21 protein-coding genes are annotated in these 17,155 nt (G+C 54.7%); 1 reads left to right on the top strand and 20 read right to left on the bottom strand.

Going from position 1 to position 17,155, the window contains the following annotated elements; translation table 11 throughout:
• Positions 1–3 precede the first annotated feature (3 nt).
• The 18 genes from xseB to BLR64_RS26055 form a co-directional block, all read right to left on the bottom strand.
• Positions 4–261 carry an exodeoxyribonuclease VII small subunit gene (xseB, locus tag BLR64_RS26140; protein WP_068722135.1) on the bottom strand — a complete coding sequence of 86 codons (258 nt, stop codon included), beginning with the start codon at positions 259–261 and terminating at the stop codon, positions 4–6.
• A complete protein-coding gene (gene xseA, locus BLR64_RS26135) occupies positions 233–1,618 on the bottom strand; it encodes an exodeoxyribonuclease VII large subunit (protein WP_090719132.1) in 1,386 nt (461 codons plus the stop codon). The genes xseB and xseA overlap by 29 nt, the downstream gene beginning before the upstream one ends.
• A 9-nt stretch (positions 1,619–1,627) precedes the next feature.
• Positions 1,628–2,485, bottom strand: a complete 858-nt coding sequence (gene folD / locus BLR64_RS26130; protein WP_090719129.1) for a bifunctional methylenetetrahydrofolate dehydrogenase/methenyltetrahydrofolate cyclohydrolase FolD — start codon at positions 2,483–2,485, stop codon at positions 1,628–1,630.
• Between the two features lie 179 nt (positions 2,486–2,664).
• Complete coding sequence (nusB, locus tag BLR64_RS26125) at positions 2,665–3,114, bottom strand: transcription antitermination factor NusB (RefSeq protein ID WP_090719127.1); 450 nt, start codon at positions 3,112–3,114, stop codon at positions 2,665–2,667.
• 536 nt (positions 3,115–3,650) lie between these two features.
• Positions 3,651–3,884, bottom strand: a complete 234-nt coding sequence (locus BLR64_RS26120; protein ID WP_090719125.1) for a DUF2273 domain-containing protein — start codon at positions 3,882–3,884, stop codon at positions 3,651–3,653.
• 15 nt (positions 3,885–3,899) lie between these two features.
• Positions 3,900–4,439 (bottom strand): alkaline shock response membrane anchor protein AmaP, encoded by a 540-nt coding sequence (amaP, locus tag BLR64_RS26115; protein ID WP_068728600.1) that lies wholly within the window; start codon positions 4,437–4,439, stop codon positions 3,900–3,902.
• Between the two features lie 74 nt (positions 4,440–4,513).
• On the bottom strand, positions 4,514–4,930 hold the full coding sequence (locus tag BLR64_RS26110) for an Asp23/Gls24 family envelope stress response protein (protein ID WP_068728599.1): 417 nt from the start codon (positions 4,928–4,930) through the stop codon (positions 4,514–4,516).
• A 117-nt stretch (positions 4,931–5,047) separates the two neighbouring features.
• Positions 5,048–6,391: an acetyl-CoA carboxylase biotin carboxylase subunit gene (gene accC, locus BLR64_RS26105; RefSeq protein WP_090719123.1), complete on the bottom strand. Its 1,344-nt coding sequence runs from the start codon at positions 6,389–6,391 to the stop codon at positions 5,048–5,050.
• 59 nt (positions 6,392–6,450) lie between these two features.
• Positions 6,451–6,960, bottom strand: a complete 510-nt coding sequence (gene accB, locus BLR64_RS26100; RefSeq protein WP_090719121.1) for an acetyl-CoA carboxylase biotin carboxyl carrier protein — start codon at positions 6,958–6,960, stop codon at positions 6,451–6,453.
• Positions 6,961–7,286: 326 nt separating this feature from the next.
• Positions 7,287–8,183: a SpoIIIAH-like family protein gene (locus BLR64_RS26095; RefSeq protein WP_090719119.1), complete on the bottom strand. Its 897-nt coding sequence runs from the start codon at positions 8,181–8,183 to the stop codon at positions 7,287–7,289.
• A gap of 49 nt (positions 8,184–8,232) precedes the next feature.
• Positions 8,233–8,874: a stage III sporulation protein AG gene (gene spoIIIAG, locus BLR64_RS26090; RefSeq protein WP_090719117.1), complete on the bottom strand. Its 642-nt coding sequence runs from the start codon at positions 8,872–8,874 to the stop codon at positions 8,233–8,235.
• A 32-nt stretch (positions 8,875–8,906) separates the two neighbouring features.
• Positions 8,907–9,701, bottom strand: a complete 795-nt coding sequence (locus BLR64_RS26085) for a stage III sporulation protein AF (protein WP_167360786.1) — start codon at positions 9,699–9,701, stop codon at positions 8,907–8,909.
• Between the two features lie 64 nt (positions 9,702–9,765).
• On the bottom strand, positions 9,766–11,004 hold the full coding sequence (gene spoIIIAE, locus BLR64_RS26080; protein WP_167360785.1) for a stage III sporulation protein AE: 1,239 nt from the start codon (positions 11,002–11,004) through the stop codon (positions 9,766–9,768).
• Positions 11,005–11,058: 54 nt separating this feature from the next.
• Positions 11,059–11,448, bottom strand: coding sequence for a stage III sporulation protein AD (gene spoIIIAD / locus BLR64_RS26075; protein WP_039875230.1), 390 nt, complete (start codon positions 11,446–11,448; stop codon positions 11,059–11,061).
• Positions 11,449–11,457: 9 nt separating this feature from the next.
• The gene (gene spoIIIAC / locus BLR64_RS26070) at positions 11,458–11,661 is read right to left on the bottom strand and encodes a stage III sporulation protein AC (protein ID WP_020426549.1); all 204 of its coding nucleotides are present in this window, start codon (positions 11,659–11,661) and stop codon (positions 11,458–11,460) included.
• Positions 11,662–11,674: 13 nt separating this feature from the next.
• The gene (gene spoIIIAB, locus BLR64_RS26065) at positions 11,675–12,193 is read right to left on the bottom strand and encodes a stage III sporulation protein SpoIIIAB (RefSeq protein WP_068728594.1); all 519 of its coding nucleotides are present in this window, start codon (positions 12,191–12,193) and stop codon (positions 11,675–11,677) included.
• On the bottom strand, positions 12,186–13,187 hold the full coding sequence (gene spoIIIAA, locus BLR64_RS26060) for a stage III sporulation protein AA (RefSeq protein ID WP_090719111.1): 1,002 nt from the start codon (positions 13,185–13,187) through the stop codon (positions 12,186–12,188). The genes spoIIIAB and spoIIIAA overlap by 8 nt, the downstream gene beginning before the upstream one ends.
• Positions 13,188–13,270: 83 nt before the next feature.
• Positions 13,271–13,534 carry a YqhV family protein gene (locus BLR64_RS26055; protein ID WP_372238272.1) on the bottom strand — a complete coding sequence of 88 codons (264 nt, stop codon included), beginning with the start codon at positions 13,532–13,534 and terminating at the stop codon, positions 13,271–13,273.
• A gap of 233 nt (positions 13,535–13,767) precedes the next feature.
• Here BLR64_RS26055 and BLR64_RS26050 point away from each other — a divergent pair, with 233 nt between their 5' ends.
• A complete protein-coding gene (locus BLR64_RS26050; RefSeq protein WP_208607237.1) occupies positions 13,768–14,634 on the top strand; it encodes a YitT family protein in 867 nt (288 codons plus the stop codon).
• Positions 14,635–14,893: 259 nt separating this feature from the next.
• Here the strand turns inward: BLR64_RS26050 and BLR64_RS26045 are convergent, their stop codons facing one another.
• Both BLR64_RS26045 and BLR64_RS26040 read right to left on the bottom strand, forming a co-directional pair.
• On the bottom strand, positions 14,894–16,147 hold the full coding sequence (locus tag BLR64_RS26045) for an aspartate kinase (protein ID WP_068728591.1): 1,254 nt from the start codon (positions 16,145–16,147) through the stop codon (positions 14,894–14,896).
• A 219-nt stretch (positions 16,148–16,366) separates the two neighbouring features.
• Positions 16,367–16,699, bottom strand: a complete 333-nt coding sequence (locus tag BLR64_RS26040) for a four-helix bundle copper-binding protein (protein ID WP_090719109.1) — start codon at positions 16,697–16,699, stop codon at positions 16,367–16,369.
• Positions 16,700–17,155 lie beyond the last annotated feature (456 nt).

Genomic DNA, 17,155 nt, shown 5'->3' with positions numbered 1-17,155 from the left:
TGCTCAGACCTGCTCATCGCTGTCCCCTTCCAGCCGGGCGCCGAAAGGCTTCTTGCGCAGTTCCCCGTCCATCTCGGTAATCATTTCAATCTTGCGCTCCACCTGCTCCAGCTTGCTGCCGCACAGCTGCGACAGCTTCATCCCCTGCTGAAACAGGTCAATGGCCTTCTCCAGGGGAACGTCGCCGTGCTCAAGCTCACGGACGATTGCCTCCAGCTGCTCCATTGCCCCTTCAAAATCCAGTTCCGCTTCCTTTGTCATCGTCTTTGCCATCCTCCTTCATTCCCCAGACCTGGCAGCTAAGCTGTCCGTCATTCAGCTTTATGTTGACCACATCGCCGAGCTCAACTTCCTTCAGCGATTTGATTACATGCTCTTCCTTCTCGTCATACACGAGGCTGTATCCGCGCGACATGACCTTCAGCGGGCTGAGCGCGTCGAGCGAGCGCAGCTCCGAGACGTAGCGGGCACGCTTGTCCCGCAGGCGCGCCTGCATCGCACCCGCAAGCGTGCGGGTGATGCCCTCAGTGCGCTGCCGGGCCGCATTCACGCTGGCCTGCGGGTGGAACCGCTGCAGCCTTGCGTGCACCACCGCCTGGCGCTCCTGCGCCCGGCGGTGCCGGGTTTCGGCTGCGCGGCTCAGCGCCGCGCGCAGCATGTCCAGCCGCTGCGCGTGCTGGGCCAGCTGGCGGCGCGGGCCGACCAGCTCCAGCGAGCGCTGCAGCGAGGCCAGGCGCTCGCCGCCGCGCTGGGAGCGGCGCAGCAGGCCCTGGCGCAGCCGCAGCTGTGCCGTGCGCAGCTGCGAGGCAAGCTCGGCGGCATGCGGCACAGCCAGCTCAGCCGCCGCTGTAGGGGTCGCCGCCCGCAGATCGGCGGCGAAATCGGCGATCGTGAAGTCGGTCTCATGACCGACTGCCGAGATCACCGGAATGCCGGAGCCGGCAATCGCCCGCGCTACGGCTTCTTCGTTGAAGGCCCACAGTTCCTCCAGTGAGCCGCCCCCGCGGCCGACAATCAGCACGTCGGCCTCGCCCATGGCATTCAGGTTCTGTATAGCCTTCACGATGGAAGGCCCGGCTCCTTTGCCCTGCACCAGCACGGGATACAGCACCACCGCTACCTGCGGAAAGCGCCGCTGCAGCGTGATAATAATATCCCGCACAGCCGCCCCGGTCGGCGAGGTGACAACCCCCACGACGCGCGGAAAGCGCGGCAGCGGCCGCTTGCGGTCCGCTGCGAACAGCCCTTCCTGCTCCAGCTTCCGCTTCAGCTGCTCGTAGGCCATATACAGGCTGCCGATGCCGTCGGGCTGCATGTGGGTTGCGTAGAACTGGTATTGCCCATCCCGTTCGTATACCGTTACATTACCTCTGGCGATAACCTTTGTCCCTTCCTTCGGGACAAAGGGGAGACGCTGGTTATGTGAAGCGAACATAATGGACTTGATCCGGCTGCTCTCATCCTTCAGCGTAAAATACATATGTCCGCTGCCGTGATGAGTGAAATTGGAGATTTCCCCTCGGACCCATACATCGGACAGGAGAACATCCGAATCCAGCTTCATGCGGATATATTTGTTAAGATCCTTAATGGATAAGACCTGCCGTTCTGCCGCCATAAGCAGTGCCTATTCCAGGCCGCGGCGGCGTTTGGCCGCAATCAGCGTATTGCTCATCAGCATGGTAATGGTCATCGGGCCTACGCCGCCGGGTACAGGTGTAATGTATCCGGCAACCTCCCGTGCGCTCTCATAATCCACGTCGCCGGCAAGCTTGCCGTTATCCAGCCGGTTCATGCCGACATCAATCACCACAGCCCCCGGCTTCACATACGAGCCGTCGATGAAATTCGCCCGGCCGATCGCTACTACCAGAATATCTGCCTGACGGCAGATTTCCGCCATATTCGCCGTGCGGGAATGGCACATCGTTACGGTCGCATTCTCGCGCTGCAGCAGCAGGGAGACCGGTTTGCCGACGATATTGCTTCGGCCGATTACGACAGCATGCTTGCCGGAAATTCCGGTTCCCGTCCGCTTGATCAGCTCGATGCAACCGGCTGGTGTACAAGGCAGCAGGCTGTCATCACCGATGACCAGATTGCCCACATTGATCGGATGAAAGCCGTCCACGTCCTTCTCCACCGCAATAGCGTCAATAACCGCCTTCTCCTCAATATGCTTAGGCAGCGGCAGCTGAACAAGAATACCGTCGATATCATTACGGCTGTTCAGCTCTGCCACCAGGGCAAGCAGCTCTTCCTGGGTTGTAGATGCATCGAGTCTGTGCACTTCCGAGTGGAAGCCAAGCTCAGTGCTGGATTTCTCCTTATTCCGGACGTAGACCTGGGATGCCGGGTCTTCACCAACAAGAACGACAGCAAGACCGGGCTTTACACCGTGCTCTGCCAGGCCCTTCACCTGCTGTGCGATGTCAATACGAATTTCGTCGGATACCTGTTTACCGCTGATGATTGCTGCTGTCATGTAAGTCTCTCCCCTTTTTATCTGCTCAAGAAGTGTGGTTGAAGCATAAATGGCTGGTAATACGCGATACTGCTTGTCTACTAATCGTATACTGCTTGTCTGCTGCCGGGTATGCCCGGTTTACAGGCCAATTACCGCTGGTTGGCTTCTCCGGTCCCTGCCCGGGTACTTCTCCGGCCTTACAGCTCGCTTTTCAGCTTGTCAATTTCCTGGATCATTTTGCCGAGTACACCGTTCACGAATTTGCCGGAGTCCTCTGTGCCGAAATGCTTAGCCAGATCAATCGCCTCGTTGACCGCTACCTTGGCGGGCACATCGTCTGCAAAGACCATTTCAAAGGTTGCCAGACGCAGAATCTGGCGGTCTACCCGTGACAAACGGCTCATCTGCCAGCCCTTCAGGTAATGCTCCAGCATATCGTCGATGGCCACTTTATGCTCCCATACGCCGTTCACATGCTGCACAACATACGCCTTCAGCTCTGTCTCGTCTGTGATGACATGCTCGCTTTCATTTTCCTCGGATGCCTCAGCAATCAGCATTTCCACCGCTTCCGCACTATCCACATCATTCATTTCCATCTGGTACAGGCTCTGGACAATAATCTCTCTTGCTAAACGTCTCTTCATGTGTTCCTCCTACAGTCTTATCTCGCATTTTATATCGTAAAGCATTGTTTCCGTCAACCATTCATTCTTTAGAATCACAATTATTATTCTCAGCACAAAACCGTCTGCTTTATCCCTAATTGTATTTCGTACAGTCAAAAACCGGCCGGGGCTGTACTGGGGTGTATATGTCGGTATCTAATTGTACGAAATACAGTTAAACGATTTGTAGATAGCCCTACAGCTGCTGTAGAAGCCAAACTCAAACATTAAGTGGATTTTCGCCACTTAATTCCGTAAATTCTCGTCATTTACGATGTTTAGTTGGAAATACGCCACTTATTTCACACCAAATCCCCTCTATACGCGAATTCGCTGTCAATGAAGTGGTGATTTTCCAACTAGTATTGCCATCCAAGAATATTCCGAGAATTTAAGTGGCTATTTTCCATCTAGTTGCCATCTAATAACCCAAAAAACCGCGCAGCCCTTCACCCGGCAGGCCTGTCAACGCAAACGAAACGGGTTCCAGGCTCCGGGAGAAAGGCTATCGCGGTTCATTTGAAGGGACGCCAGCGTCCGGACAGCCGCTCTACCAGCTCCTGCCAGACGAACAGGGGCGGCTGCGCCGTATCCTTTCTTTTGCCAAGCGTATATCCGATGAACACTACCAGTGCAAAGAACAGCATATCCCAAAAACCGCTAATCAGATAAATCAGGCCAAGCACAATACCGAACGTTACTCCGGCGATTCTGCCCCCGTGACTTTCCCATACTTCTTTCCAGGGCATAAGGGAAACTCACCTCTATTCCACTCGACTTTTGAAGCTTGGAGACTGTGTGAGGTTGGCAATATAGACCGAAACGTCTGCAACCGGAATCCCGGTCGTCTCCTGCACGAAATCATGCACCTGACGCTGAACCTCTGTGGTCAGCAGCGGGAGCGAATGCTCACCGTCGACTACCGCACGGATCATAATCTCAAGTCCTGCCTGTGACACGCGGATACGCGACTTCAGGTCCCGGATCCCCTTAACCTTGCCTGCGGCCTTCAAGCTCAGGTTCTCAATGGTTTCCATCGAAATCTGGATATCCCCGTACTCCGTACGCTGATCCACTGACGGCTGGGAGGCCCGGTCACGGCGCAGGGAGATGTAGAAGAAACGGATGCTGAGCAGAAACAGAATGACTGCCACTGCGATGGCTGCAATATAGGCGGCCGGGCCATCCTGGATCTCGACCGTATCCGGAATTGCGCCGCTCAGGAGGAGAATGGCAATTACAGATAATATTCCGATGCTTAAGCTGTAGATAAACAGCAGAAGCCTGTCCAAAATTTTTGCCACGAGTCTCATAACCTCCTTAAATTAGAGTAAACCCTCGACGGTGCTGTCGGGGGTTTATGGATAACCGAGGGCCCTTATTTCACGCGGTGAACCGCTTCTGTATCTTCGCTCTTGTCCGTATTCGCTGTTGTTTTGAACTGGACGTCATGGACATGCACGTTCACTTCCACTACAGTCAGACCGGTCATAGTCTCGATGGAACGCTTAACATTGCGCTGAATCTCCCCGGCTACTTCCGGAATACGGTTGCCGTATTCAATAATCACGGACACGTCTACGGCAGCCTCGCGTTGTCCAACCTCTACCTTTACTCCTTTGGACAGGTTCTTGCGGCCGAGAAGCTCCACAATCCCTCCGGCGAATCCGCCGCTCATGCCGGCCACGCCTCTAACCTCTACGGTAGCCAAACCTGCGATAACCTCGATTACTTCCGGAGCAATCTGGATCTCGCCGATCTCCGTACGTTCGTATTCCGTCGGCAATGTACTCATCTTGGACTTCAACCCTTTCAATAAAAAAGTTGTTCAATATTTATAGCGGAGAGCACGTCTCTTATTAAACATACTATATCATTTGCCGAACTTTATGACAAACAATGAGAAGCCGTCCTAAATTTCATACTCTTCGAGGAACTTGATATCAAAATTCCCGTCCAGGAATACCGGATGCTCCAGCAGCTTCTGGTGGAACGGAATCGTGGTATGTATGCCTTCCACAGCAAATTCGGCCAGCGCCCGCTTCATCTTCGCAACTGCCTCCTGGCGCGTCGGCGCCCAGACGATCAGCTTGGCAATCATGGAATCATAAAACGGCGAGATGGTGTAGCCGGGGTAAGCCCCGCTGTCCACCCGCACACCCAGTCCGCCCGGCGGCAGGTAAAAGCCTATTTTGCCCGGTGAAGGCATAAAGTTCTTGTCCGGATCTTCGGCGTTAATGCGGCACTCAATCGACACGCCGTTGATCACGATATCTTCCTGGGTAAAGGAGAGCGGATTGCCCTCAGCCACAGAGATCATTTCCTTGATCAGATCCACGCCGGTTACCATCTCCGTTACGGGATGCTCGACCTGGATTCTGGTGTTCATCTCCATGAAATAGAACTGTCCGTCCGGACCCAGCAGAAACTCCAGGGTACCCGCTCCGGAGTAATTCACGGCCTGCGCTGCACGTACAGCCGCCTGCCCCATCGCTTCACGGATCTCCGGGGTCAGCACGGAACACGGAGCCTCTTCGACCAGCTTCTGGCGGCGGCGCTGCACAGAGCAGTCCCGTTCGCCCAGATGGACGACATTCCCGTGATTATCGGCAATTATCTGGATTTCCACATGCTTCATTCCGGTCAGGAATTTCTCCAGGTAGACGCCGGCGTTGCCGAAGGCTTTTTGGGCTTCCTGCTGGGCAGCAGTAATCTGCTTCACCAGGGATTCCTCGTCTTCAGCGATGCGGATGCCTTTGCCTCCGCCGCCTGCTGTAGCCTTCACGATGATCGGGTAGCCGATGTCACGGCCCAGCATGACCGCTTCCTCTACATCGCCCACCAGGCCGTCAGAGCCCGGGATAACTGGAACGCCGGCCAGCTTCATAGTGTCCTTCGCTACAGCCTTGTCCCCCATCCGGGTGATGGCATCAGGGGAAGGACCGATAAAGGTGATATTGCAGGATTCGCAGATCTCGGCAAAATCAGCATTCTCAGCCAGGAACCCGTATCCGGGATGAATCGCATCGCACTCTGTTAATGTAGCGACGCTCATAATATTGGTAAAGTTCAAATAACTGTCCTTGGACGGCATCGGACCGATGCAATAAGCCTCATCTGCCAGCCGGACATGCAGTGAATCCCGGTCAGGCTCTGAATAGACCGCGACGGTGGAAATGCCCATTTCGCGGCAGGCTCTAATGATGCGCACCGCGATTTCACCGCGGTTGGCAATCAGCACTTTTTGAATGTTCATGCGTTTCCTCCCAAAGTTTAACGAGGCCTGTCAGCCCTCTTGTTCTAGTACTGCGGCAGTTACTCCGGCTTTACCAGAAACAGCGGCTGCCCGTATTCTACAAGCTGGCCGTTCTCGGCAAGCACAGATACGATTTCGCCTCTTACTTCCGCTTCCAGCTCATTCATCAGTTTCATCGCTTCAATGATGCAGACAGTGGATTTCTCATTTACACGGTCTCCCACCTTGACAAAGGACGGCGATTCCGGAGAAGCGGCACTATAGAAGGTTCCTACCATTGGAGAAACAATTTTATGTAATGCTCCTTCGGCAGGGGAAGACTGCGGCTGTACGGCAGCCGGGATCTCGCTTGGGGCCGTAGGTGCAACATGCTGCGGGCTGTGCGGCTGCGGTGCTGGCGTAAAGGGATAGACATAAGGAGCCGCCTGGATTGCATTGCCATCAGCTTCAGGTCGATCCGGTTTACGTATAGCCAGCTTCATTCCTTCGCTTTCAATCTCCAGCTCATGTACGGAGGAGGTCTGGTCCAGCAATTTAATCAATTCCTTAATCTCGCTTAACTTGAACATTTAATCGTTCACTCCTTCAGCTTTCTCTCGAAGCCACTTTTCTGTTACGGATAAGTTGAAACGGTTACGCTGTCCCAAAAAGGACGGTTCCCGTTTCTGCGAAAAAGATAAGGATAAAGGATAGCGTAAAATAAATCCTTTCTTAATCTTTCAAGCAAAAAACGGCCTCACCGTTTCTCTTTTGAAGCATGGCTTCAGGGATAACGCAAATCTGAGGTCGCTTTCATCATGATAACTTTATGTATTATATCACAAACGCTAGAAATGGAAAGAGCCCGGGACTTGCCCGAGCTCTTTCGGCATTTTTCGCTTTTTTATACCGGTAATTATTGCTCAGATACGTATTGGACCCGGATCTTGTCCTGGCTAACGCTCAGTTCCTTCATTACCAGATCCACGATGCCAACGGCCTGTTTCACGTCCAGCTTGTCGCTCAGCACAACCACGGTGTAGCTGTTTCCGGTTTCCTCCTTGACGATGGCCTCACCGTATTTCTGCTGGAGCTGGGTCTCGATATCGCTGATTTTGGATTCTTTTTCCTCAAGCTTGCTGAGCTGCTCCTGTACCACTGCGTTCTCGGCCGGTGTCTTGCTCATGTCGTTAATCTGGGCGATCAGATCATTGTAGTTCTTCAGGTTCTGCTGTTCACGTTCAAACAAATAGTTGGTGAACATGCTGCTTGCGGATGCGCTTTGTGCGGCTACTTCCTTCAGAATTTCCTCATCACCCTTGGCTGGGGTGCCCTCAGTGGAAGCCGTGGCGCTGTCTGCAGAGGTATCAGCGGCTGCTTTATCATCGCTTGCCGCTGTCTGCTCACCGGCTGTTTTGTCAGTTGCTGCAGCAGTGTCTTCCTTGGCGCTGTCCGTGCTGCTCTTATCCGGTGCAGCCGCTGTTTCGCTGCTGGCTGTGTCAGCAGCCGGGTCGGTGACAGCCGCTGCTGCAGCATCTTCAGCCGCGGTGTCTTCTGTCGTAGCGGCAGCCTCGGAACCGGCATCCGTGCTGAGTGCACCTTGCGTATCCACTTCATTGATAACCAGACCGTTGTCGAGCACCGCAGAATCCGCTGTACCTGTGCCGTTATTCGAGCTGTCCACCTGGATGGTTCCTGCTGTTTCCTTGGGAATGGAAGCCCCGGTGTCTTCAGTAAATAAGTAGTAAGCCGACAGCACCACCATCAAGCTGAGCATGGAAACCAACCAAATCGTTTGTCTTTTGCCCTTCATTTTCTTTTCCTCCTAATAATAATATTGGACTTATTGCTGATCTGTCCGCCTATTCCTGCTTGCGCGGCACAACGGAAATGCGGTAGCTTGGCACATTCAGGCCTTTCTGGATGGCCTCTTCAATCAATCCGCGGACAACCTTATTTTCGGCGCCTTTGGCTACCACAAGTACGCCGCGCACCTGCGGCTTGATCCGTTTGGTAATGATCGGAGTCTCATCACCCGACTGGCTGTAGGTGACGATTTCACCATCCCTGGTGTATTGCGTGGTATGGCGCTTGCCGCCGCTGGCATCGGTCTCTTCACTGAGCTGCTGCGAATCATTCATATTCCGCGTCACAACGATCTCCTCTGTAGACTCTACAGTAACCATGATGTCCACCGTTCCGACACCGACGATTTTCTCCAGGATTTCCTTGGTGCGTTCCTCCATCGCCTGCTCAATACTGTCAAAAGTGCCGGAGTTATTAAGATCCCCCTGCTGCAGGGTGGTCTGCGAGGACTCGACAGGCGGCGGTTCACGCCCCGTATTCTCGCTGTCGAGCTTCTTCACGTTCACGAAGGAGTTGAACAGCATGATCGCCACACCCAGCAGTCCCAAAATGATCAGCCAGCGGAAGGTATGACTCCTTTTCGGACTGCCGGAGCCTCCGCCTGCCCATTGCTCCAGCTTTTTTAACCAGTTGGCCACTTCTTTTCCCCCCTCATCATTAGCGCTGCTTCTTAAGATTTCCCGGTACCGGCTGTACTGCCGGAGACCCGGATGATGCCGGGCTGCAGATTCCAATTCGTTTCCAGCAGCTTCTTAATTTCGTCAGCCGCTGCATCCCCTGTGCCTGCTGCTGCCTTCTCTCCGTCAGCTCCTGCACCGGAAGCACTGCCTCTTGACCCGGCTGTTACTTCCATCGCTCCGCCGGAGGAGCCCCCGCCAATCTGCACTTGTACAGGCACCACCGGTTCAATCCGGATCGGTTCAGAACCTGAAGGGCTGTCCGTTTCTCCTGTGCCTGCCACCCCGGCCTGGCCTGCTCCGGCTGACGCCGGCAGGGACACGGTGACTGCGGTAATTACAGGAACCTCTTCGCCGCCCAGGCCGGACGCTTTGCCCAGCCCGAGCTTCACCGTCACCTTGATCCCCTGCAGGCCTGTACTTCCGGCAACCTGCTCCTGCATCTGGCCGGCCACTTCCTCTGCAGCCAGCTGCAGGCCCTGCTCCTTCGCCCCTGCGGCCAGCCTCCGCCCGTCGGCCAGAATCTGCTCCAGCTCACCTGCGCCCCGGCCTGACCCGGAGAGCAGTCCGCCCTGCTGCTCCTGCTGTCCCAGAGCCACGCTCAGCTCCTTCGCGGCATCCCCTTTCAGCAGGGAGACAATCGGGCTCAGCATCGTCAGCAGAACCAGCAGGCTGAGCACCAGCCTGGCGTAACGCTCCATCGACTTGCCCGGAAGCAGCATCTCTACGAAGGCAGCCATCAGGACTACCAGAATGAGCTCCCGCAGCCATCCGCCTAACCAGGTCATACATTTAACCCCCTGAACGTTAGTAGGCATCCGCCTTATTCTGAACCGGTTGAACCGGCTGGCCTCACCTCATCATCACCGTGACATTGCCTGCAGTCAGCATGATCGTCACGGCCAGAAAGAACATCAGGGAGACGGCGGCCAGAGCGGCAAAGACGTAAATCATGCTTTTGCCGATCGTCTGCAGGCAGGACACGATTGGCGTCTCGCCGAGGGGCTGCATGACCGCTGCAGCGACATTGTAGATGAGCGCCAGAATCAGGATTTTGATCGCCGGAAATGCGCACAGGAACAGGATGATGATGACGCCTGAGAGCCCGATTGCATTCTTAACCAGCAGCGAAGCCGAGATGACGGTGTCCGTGGCGTCTGCGAACATTTTGCCGATGACAGGCACGAAATTTCCGGTGATATACTTGGCGGCGCGGATCGTCACACCGTCCGTCACCGAGCTGGTGATACCTCTGACTGATATAACGCCGAGGAACACCGTCAGCAGCACCCCCAGCAGTCCGGCCCCGACATTGCGCAGCAGATTAGCCAGCTGGGTCAGCTTGTATTTCTCCGATATGGCGCTTACCAGATGCAGCACCGCCGAGAAAAAGAGCAGCGGGAATACGATTGTGTGAATCAGCGTGCCGACCGTATGAATCATGAACACAATCAGCGGATGCGTGACGGAAACCGTGACGATGTTGCCCATCGAAGCGAGAAGCGCGAACAGCAGCGGAATCATCGCCATCATGAAATCAATCATCCGGTCGATTGCATCCTTTGCATAGCCGATCGCTATGTTGAAGCTGTTGACAGCGATGACGAGCACGACCATATAGCAGAGCATATAAGCAATTTTGCTGACGGCCTTGCGTTCAAAAGCGGTCTGCAGCGTCTCCAGAATCATGCTGAGCACGCTCACCATAACGATCGTGACCAGCAGCTTACCGTTGTAGAGCACCTCATGCCACATGAATTTGCCCAGGCCTGACAGCACACCTGCAAAGCTTAGGCCGTCCTCGCCGGGAAGCAGCATATCCATCAGCGACGGGGTCTGTCCGTCCGGGAAGAATCCGCCGTATTCCCGCATCAGCTGGTCCCAGTAGGACTCAACCCCGTCCAGCGGCAGGTTCTCCACCTGACCCTTGACCCACCCGTCTACGGGTGATGAGGTCCCGCTTGAAGACTGCGGCGGAGCACCTGAAGCCTGCGGCGGAGCGCCGGTTGCCCAAGCGGTTCCCCCGCACCAGAGCAGCAGCAGAAAGGGCAGAAGCGGCAGCAGTATTTTTAATTTAGAAGTTCTGTGCATCCGCATTTCCTGCATTCCCCGCCTTTCTCCGCCTGCTCCCGCTCCGACCGCGGTTCAGGCAGGCAGCAGCTTCATCACTGTTTCGATAATAATGCTGATGATCGGCACGGCCAGCACCATGATCAGGACCTTGCCGGCCAGCTCGATCTTCGAGGCAATGGATTCCTGCCCGGCATCGCGCACGATCTGCGCCCCGAACTCCGCGATATAGGAAATTCCGATGATTTTAAATACAGTTTTGATGTAGATCATCTCCATCCCCGAGGACTCCGCCACCCGCTCCAGCGTCCCGAGAATCGTGCCGATTTTGCCGATCAGGAACAGAAAGATCAGAATGCCCGCTGCCGTAGTCAGCAGAAAGGCGAACATCGGCTTTTGCTCCTTCAGCACGAGGATCAGCACCGTCGACAACAGTCCTATTCCTACTACCTGGATAATTTCCATACTGCCTGCCTACTGAAAAAGAAAAATCGTTTTGATTTCCTGAAGCAGTCCGTCCAGCATCCGGATCACCATGAACAGCACGATGATAAACCCGACGATCGTTACCCAGTGGGCGATATCCTCCTTGCCCATCTGCTTGAGTACCGTATGGATCATGGCAATGATGATGCCGATGCCGGCGATTTGAAAAATCGCATTTACCTCAATATTCATTCCTGGCACCTCGCTAAAAGATCAAAATGACGATCAGTACTCCAAGCAGCAGACCCAGGCTTTTGCTCATTTTTTCATATTTGCCCTGATCCTCTCTGGCCGCCGTCTCCTCCTGCTTCAATTGCTGCAAAGCCAGTGCAATATGCGTGCTCTGATTTGACCTGTCGCTTGTTCCCAAGGTGCAGCTCAGCTGGCGGAGAATTTCCCGCTCTGCCCCCTTCAGGGCAGCGGACCGGAAGTGAAGCTCCATTGCCCGGCGGAAGGCCTCCTCTGCACTGTGATCCAGCGGCGGGCTCATCTCCTGCGCAGCGGCGGTAAAAAAATCCTGCAGCGGCCCCTTCGACTGCTGCCCGATCCGGCGCAGCGCCTCCGGCAGCGGGGTATAGCCGTATAGTATTTCTGTCTCCAGCCGCTGGAGTGCTGCGATCAGCCCCCTGATGTTCCGTGGCCTGTCTGCATACTGGGCAGCCCGGGTGAACCCCGCCAGTGTCCCGGCCAGCACAACCAGCACTGCACCCAGCAGTTTAAGCACGGCGTTCACCGCCTTGCTGCTCTTCCGGCGTTATGAGCAGCAGCCCGCGCTTCTGCCCGTCCAGAATGCGGAAGGTCAGCCCTGCCCCGGTGCGGTGCAGAATGACGTACCGCTCGAACATCCGGTGCTCCAGCAGTCCCCCCAGGCCCGGACGCCGGGCCAGCTCGGCCACTTCCTTGCCGTGGGCCGTGGCTACCACGGAGATTCCGGCATGCAGCGCTTCCGTCACCGCTTCGGCATCCTCATGGCGGCCGATCTCATCGGCAATCAGCACCTCCGGCGAGAGGGAGCGGATCATCATCATCATCCCCTCCGCTTTCGGGCAGCCGTCGAGGATGTCGGTGCGCGGCCCGACATCAAAGGCCGGGATGCCGCGGCGGCTGCCGGCGATCTCCGAGCGCTCGTCCACGATGCCGACCTTAAGGCCGGGGCGGCCGCCGTCTCGTCCGGCCTCGCTGCCTGCGGAGATCTGCCTGGCGAGATCACGCAGCAGCGTGGTCTTGCCGTGCTGCGGGGGCGAGAGGATCAGCGTATGCATGATCCGCTGCCGCCCCCGCTCCACCAGATAGGGCAGCACGCTGTCGGCGATGCCCGGTAGCTCGCGGGCAATCCGGACATTGAAGCCGGTAATGTCGCGCAGGTGCTCAACCCCGCCTCCGCTGAGCACTGTCCGGCCGGAAAGGCCGATCCGGTGTCCGCCGGGAATCGTGATAAAGCCCTTGCGCAGCTCCTCTTCCATCGTATAGAGGGAATGATTGCTGATGAGATCAAGCAGCCGGTGCGTATCCTCCCGGCTTGGCTTGTACGCTTCTGCGGGAAGCTGGGTCAGGCTGCCGTTTTCGCAGAGGAAATGGTATTTGCCGGAGTAGTTAATCTCCAGCGGGCGCCTTTCCCGGACCCTGACCTCCTCCAGCCTCGCCAGAAGATGGGCGGGAAGTCCGCTCAGCAGCGCCCTTACTTTTTCGGGAAACAGGAAAAGCCAGTCATTAGCCATACAATGTACCCCCAAGCTGTCCTGTACTTTTATAGCTTTATTCCATATTTATGCTTGTACCTGAGCTTTATGCCTATCATCTATCATTTTTTTAGAATACCGATTAAGAGAAAAGCCACCCCGCAGCCGATCCAGCCCAGCTTGCCCCAGGACAGCTCCTGCGCCATCCCCGTAAGCCCGACAGCTGTTGTCAGAATGAGAATCGTCGGCCCTACGAGAGCCAGTCCTGAATTAACCGCCAGCGCCTTGTCCACCTGGTTCAGCTTCAGCATAATCAGCGCCGCCGTAATCTCCACACTGCCGGACAGCAGCCGCAAAATCGCCATCCAGCTAACATACTTGTCCAATCGGTTCAGCTCCTTTTATTCAAAAATCTGCTGTTATCCATGGATATGCGCAAGCTGTCCACTTTAGACAAGCGAAAATAGGCACAGCCGCAACCGAGATGTGAAAGAAATCATAGAGAAACAATTCATAAAAAAATATCATCAGTGTGATAAAATAAATTTGTTAATCAACAAACGGGAAATAGAAGCTTATGTCATTGGATAGACTAAGAAAAAAAGAGGGGAATTTTAGCATGCAGGTTCGTAATCTCGTAGTACCGCTAGTATCAAGCACAGTAGCGAGGCAGGTAAAAGATGTAGCTGTCATCATTCTTTCAGCTTTTCTGGTAGCCAGCGGCCTCCGGCTGTTTCTCATTCCGCATCAGCTGCTGAGCGGCGGGGTGGCCGGGACGGCTTCCATTATCGGTTATCTCACAAATCCCAAGTATATTTCACTGTACTATTTTGCAATCAACTTTCCGATTCTGATCTGGGGCTTTGTGGCCGTAGGCAAAAAATACATATGCTTAAGCATGCTGTCTGTCATCTCCACCACCTGGTTCCTGACGGTCATACCGGTCATCAAGCTGACCAAGGACCCCATCCTGGCCAGCATTTTCGGCGGTGTCATTATTGCCTGCGGGGTAGGGTTTTCGCTTCGTGCGGGGGGCTCTTCCGGGGGATTTGATATTTTGGGCTCGATCATTACCCGCAAACGCGATATTCCGATGGGGACTGTACTGTTCGTGCTGGACGGTCTGGTCATCCTGAGCCTGGGCTTTTTCAAAAGCTGGGATTCCGCCCTCTATGCCATGCTCTGTATATTTGTCAAAAGCCGGGTCGTAGATATGATTCATATCCGCCACGTCAAGCTGACCTGCTTCATCGTCACCAAGGAACGCGACAAGATGCTCAGCCGGCTTACCCAGCTGCCCCACGGGGTTACCGTGGTCAATGCGGAGGGCGGATACAGTCATGAAGGCAACACCATGCTGATGACCGTTACAACACGCTATGAGCTGGCCGAGCTGCGCAAGACCATTCTCGAGACGGACCCGAAATCGTTCGTGAACGTGCTGGAGACGGTAGAGATCGTGGGCCGGTTCAGACGGCTGAGTTAGCTGCATTGATTATGAAAAAGAGCCTGTAATCCCCGGCAACCGGCGGAATACAGGCTCTTTCTTTAAAACTCCCGGATATATTTTCAACTAAATCCAGGTAACTTATCAAACGTAACGGACTCAAATGACGTTATTTCCGGAATTCCCTGCTCCTGCAGAATCTAACGGACACCAGGGGCATTATCTGCGGGCAGTATCTCTAATTAAAAAAGGGATGTCCCCCAGCCCTCAGGCTGAAGAAACATCCCTGCTCTAATCCCTATCTGCGGTCCTTGGGCCCGCCAACGAAGGCCTGCTCTTCAGTATCCAGGTTATACGCGGTGTGAAGCGCCTGAATAATCTGTTGAAGGTTGCCGGATTCAATGACACAGGACACCTTGATTTCGGAGGTGCTGACCATCTTGATGCTTACGCCCTGGCCGGAGATCACTTCGAACATCTGCGCGGCAACACCCGGATGGCTGACCATCCCTGCACCGACGATTGAAACTTTGACCAGATTGTCTTCCGAGGTTACTTCACGGTAAGGCAGCTCGCTGTGCAGCCCTTCAATAACCTCCTTGGCCCGGGCCAAATCGCCTAGCCCTACTGTAAAGGAAAAGTCGGCTGTGCCGTTCTGAACGCCGCTCTGCACGATAATATCCACATCGACGCCTTCAGCGGCCAGCTTGCCGAATACCTGGGCAAGAACACCCGGCACATCCGGCACTCCCAGAATACTGATCCGCGCCACATTCTTGTCATATGCGATCCCGCTTACTACTACTCCCTGCTCCATGCTTGCTTCCTCCTTAACTACAGTACCTTCATTATGATTAAAGCTTGATCTGACGACCAGCTTCACCTGATATCTTTTGGCATACTCTACAGCCCGGGGGTGGAGTACCGCCGCGCCCAGATTGGCCAGCTCCAGCATCTCGTCATAGGAGATTTCCTTCAGCTTGCGCGCCGTCTTGACGATCCGCGGATCAGTGGAATAAATGCCGTCCACATCGGTATAAATCTCGCAGACATCCGCCTTGATCGCAGCTGCCAGTGCCACTGCGGTTGTATCGGAGCCTCCGCGTCCCAGTGTTGTAATCTCGCCGTCCAGTGTCATCCCCTGAAAGCCGGCCACAATTACGATCTGTTCGCGCTCCAGCGACTCCAGCACACGCCGCGGAACGATTTCGTTGATCCGGGCCCGGCCGTGGGTTTCATCTGTACGGAACCCTGCCTGCCAGCCTGTATAAGAGACGGCATCTCTGCCGATCCCGTGCAATGCGATGGACAGCAGCGCAACCGAGATCTGTTCGCCGGTTGTCATCAGCATATCCATTTCACGCGCCGGCGGCTGCTCATTCAGCGCCTTGGCCTGGTCAATCAGATCATCCGTAGTATCCCCCATAGCGGATACAACCACAACGCAGCGGTGTCCTTCATCCTGCTTGTCTGCGATGCGCTTAGCGACCCGTTTCATACGTTCAATGTCGCCGACGGAGCTGCCTCCGAATTTCATGACATAAAGTGACAAAGTTCTATTCACTCCCTATTTCGCTCTATGTAGCTTATATTTTGGTTTATCGCTTTAACCCAGTATAATACGAAAATGACATCAAGCGTTAATGGTTTCATAAAAAAATGCGCCCATTTCTCGTAACAGGCGGTCCATGGATCCGAAAAAACAGAAAACGGGATGCTCCCTGACGGCTGAGGAGACATCCCGACTGATTCAACAGTATCTTTTCTGCGTTTAGGCCGCAGCCATGGTGCGGCAAGCTTCGGCACAGGCATAACAGGCTTCTGCACAAGCACGGCAGTGCTCTGCTTCATGCCGGCTGCATTCGTTGCCGCAGCGTTCACAGGCTTCTGCGCACAGCCGGCACAGCTCATGCACATAGTCCGCCGATGCAGCCAGACTTTTGGCGGTTAATTCACAGAGATCCGCACATTCACGGTCCAGACGGATGCATTCCTTCATCATGTCTAGATTCTTTTCTTTAAGACAGGAGGAAAAGCAGTAGTTACAGGCGGTTATACACTTCTGACATGCTTCGATACAGGCTTGGTACTGTTCCAGCAGCATAGTTATACAACTCCTTATATAGTTTAGGGTTCCCTTCTCACATACCCCTATGAGGTATAATCCAAACATTTAATTACCTGAAGCATCATAGGATTCCTGCTAGAGTAAAGGGCTGAATAAATTCAGCCCCTCCTCATCAAACCGTACGTGAGGTTTTCCCTCATACGGCTTTCCGATGTTCGTCATTCATGGGCATGCAGCATTCTGGCCTTGGCCCATGACCTAGTTTCCCCTGTCGAGTTCTTGAGTGTTTTCTTGCGTGTCGTTAGCCGCTTTGGGCATTCACGGACTCGTACCTCTTGGTGAAACATGAACAAAGCAGGGCTCCTTCCCTCCCTAAGGTTATGTTGTCCTTAGGTTCCTTGGTACTATGAGCCCCTCGGACTCCCTTCCCACAGACGATTCACTTCGTCTTCTGGACTTATAGAACGTCTCTTTACGGGTTTCTAAAAAAAC

Source organism: Paenibacillus typhae, from assembly GCF_900099765.1.
GTDB classification, from domain to species: Bacteria; Bacillota; Bacilli; order Paenibacillales; family Paenibacillaceae; genus Paenibacillus_AQ; species Paenibacillus_AQ typhae.
This window is presented reverse-complemented; position numbering and strand designations above follow the sequence as displayed.

Excerpts from the sequence above, each read along its gene's own strand:
- xseB (WP_068722135.1), bottom strand. The coding sequence starts at position 261 with ATGACAAAGGAAGCGGAACTGGATTTTGAAGGGGCAATGGAGCAGCTG.
- xseA (WP_090719132.1), bottom strand. The coding sequence starts at position 1,618 with ATGGCGGCAGAACGGCAGGTCTTATCCATTAAGGATCTTAACAAATAT.
- folD (WP_090719129.1), bottom strand. The coding sequence starts at position 2,485 with ATGACAGCAGCAATCATCAGCGGTAAACAGGTATCCGACGAAATTCGT.
- nusB (WP_090719127.1), bottom strand. The coding sequence starts at position 3,114 with ATGAAGAGACGTTTAGCAAGAGAGATTATTGTCCAGAGCCTGTACCAG.
- BLR64_RS26120 (WP_090719125.1), bottom strand. The coding sequence starts at position 3,884 with ATGCCCTGGAAAGAAGTATGGGAAAGTCACGGGGGCAGAATCGCCGGA.
- BLR64_RS26110 (WP_068728599.1), bottom strand. The coding sequence starts at position 4,930 with ATGAGTACATTGCCGACGGAATACGAACGTACGGAGATCGGCGAGATC.
- accC (WP_090719123.1), bottom strand. The coding sequence starts at position 6,391 with ATGAACATTCAAAAAGTGCTGATTGCCAACCGCGGTGAAATCGCGGTG.
- accB (WP_090719121.1), bottom strand. The coding sequence starts at position 6,960 with ATGTTCAAGTTAAGCGAGATTAAGGAATTGATTAAATTGCTGGACCAG.
- BLR64_RS26095 (WP_090719119.1), bottom strand. The coding sequence starts at position 8,183 with ATGAAGGGCAAAAGACAAACGATTTGGTTGGTTTCCATGCTCAGCTTG.
- BLR64_RS26085 (WP_167360786.1), bottom strand. The coding sequence starts at position 9,701 with ATGACCTGGTTAGGCGGATGGCTGCGGGAGCTCATTCTGGTAGTCCTG.
- spoIIIAE (WP_167360785.1), bottom strand. The coding sequence starts at position 11,004 with ATGCACAGAACTTCTAAATTAAAAATACTGCTGCCGCTTCTGCCCTTT.
- spoIIIAD (WP_039875230.1), bottom strand. The coding sequence starts at position 11,448 with ATGGAAATTATCCAGGTAGTAGGAATAGGACTGTTGTCGACGGTGCTG.
- spoIIIAC (WP_020426549.1), bottom strand. The coding sequence starts at position 11,661 with ATGAATATTGAGGTAAATGCGATTTTTCAAATCGCCGGCATCGGCATC.
- spoIIIAA (WP_090719111.1), bottom strand. The coding sequence starts at position 13,187 with ATGGCTAATGACTGGCTTTTCCTGTTTCCCGAAAAAGTAAGGGCGCTG.
- BLR64_RS26050 (WP_208607237.1), top strand. The coding sequence starts at position 13,768 with ATGCAGGTTCGTAATCTCGTAGTACCGCTAGTATCAAGCACAGTAGCG.
- BLR64_RS26040 (WP_090719109.1), bottom strand. The coding sequence starts at position 16,699 with ATGCTGCTGGAACAGTACCAAGCCTGTATCGAAGCATGTCAGAAGTGT.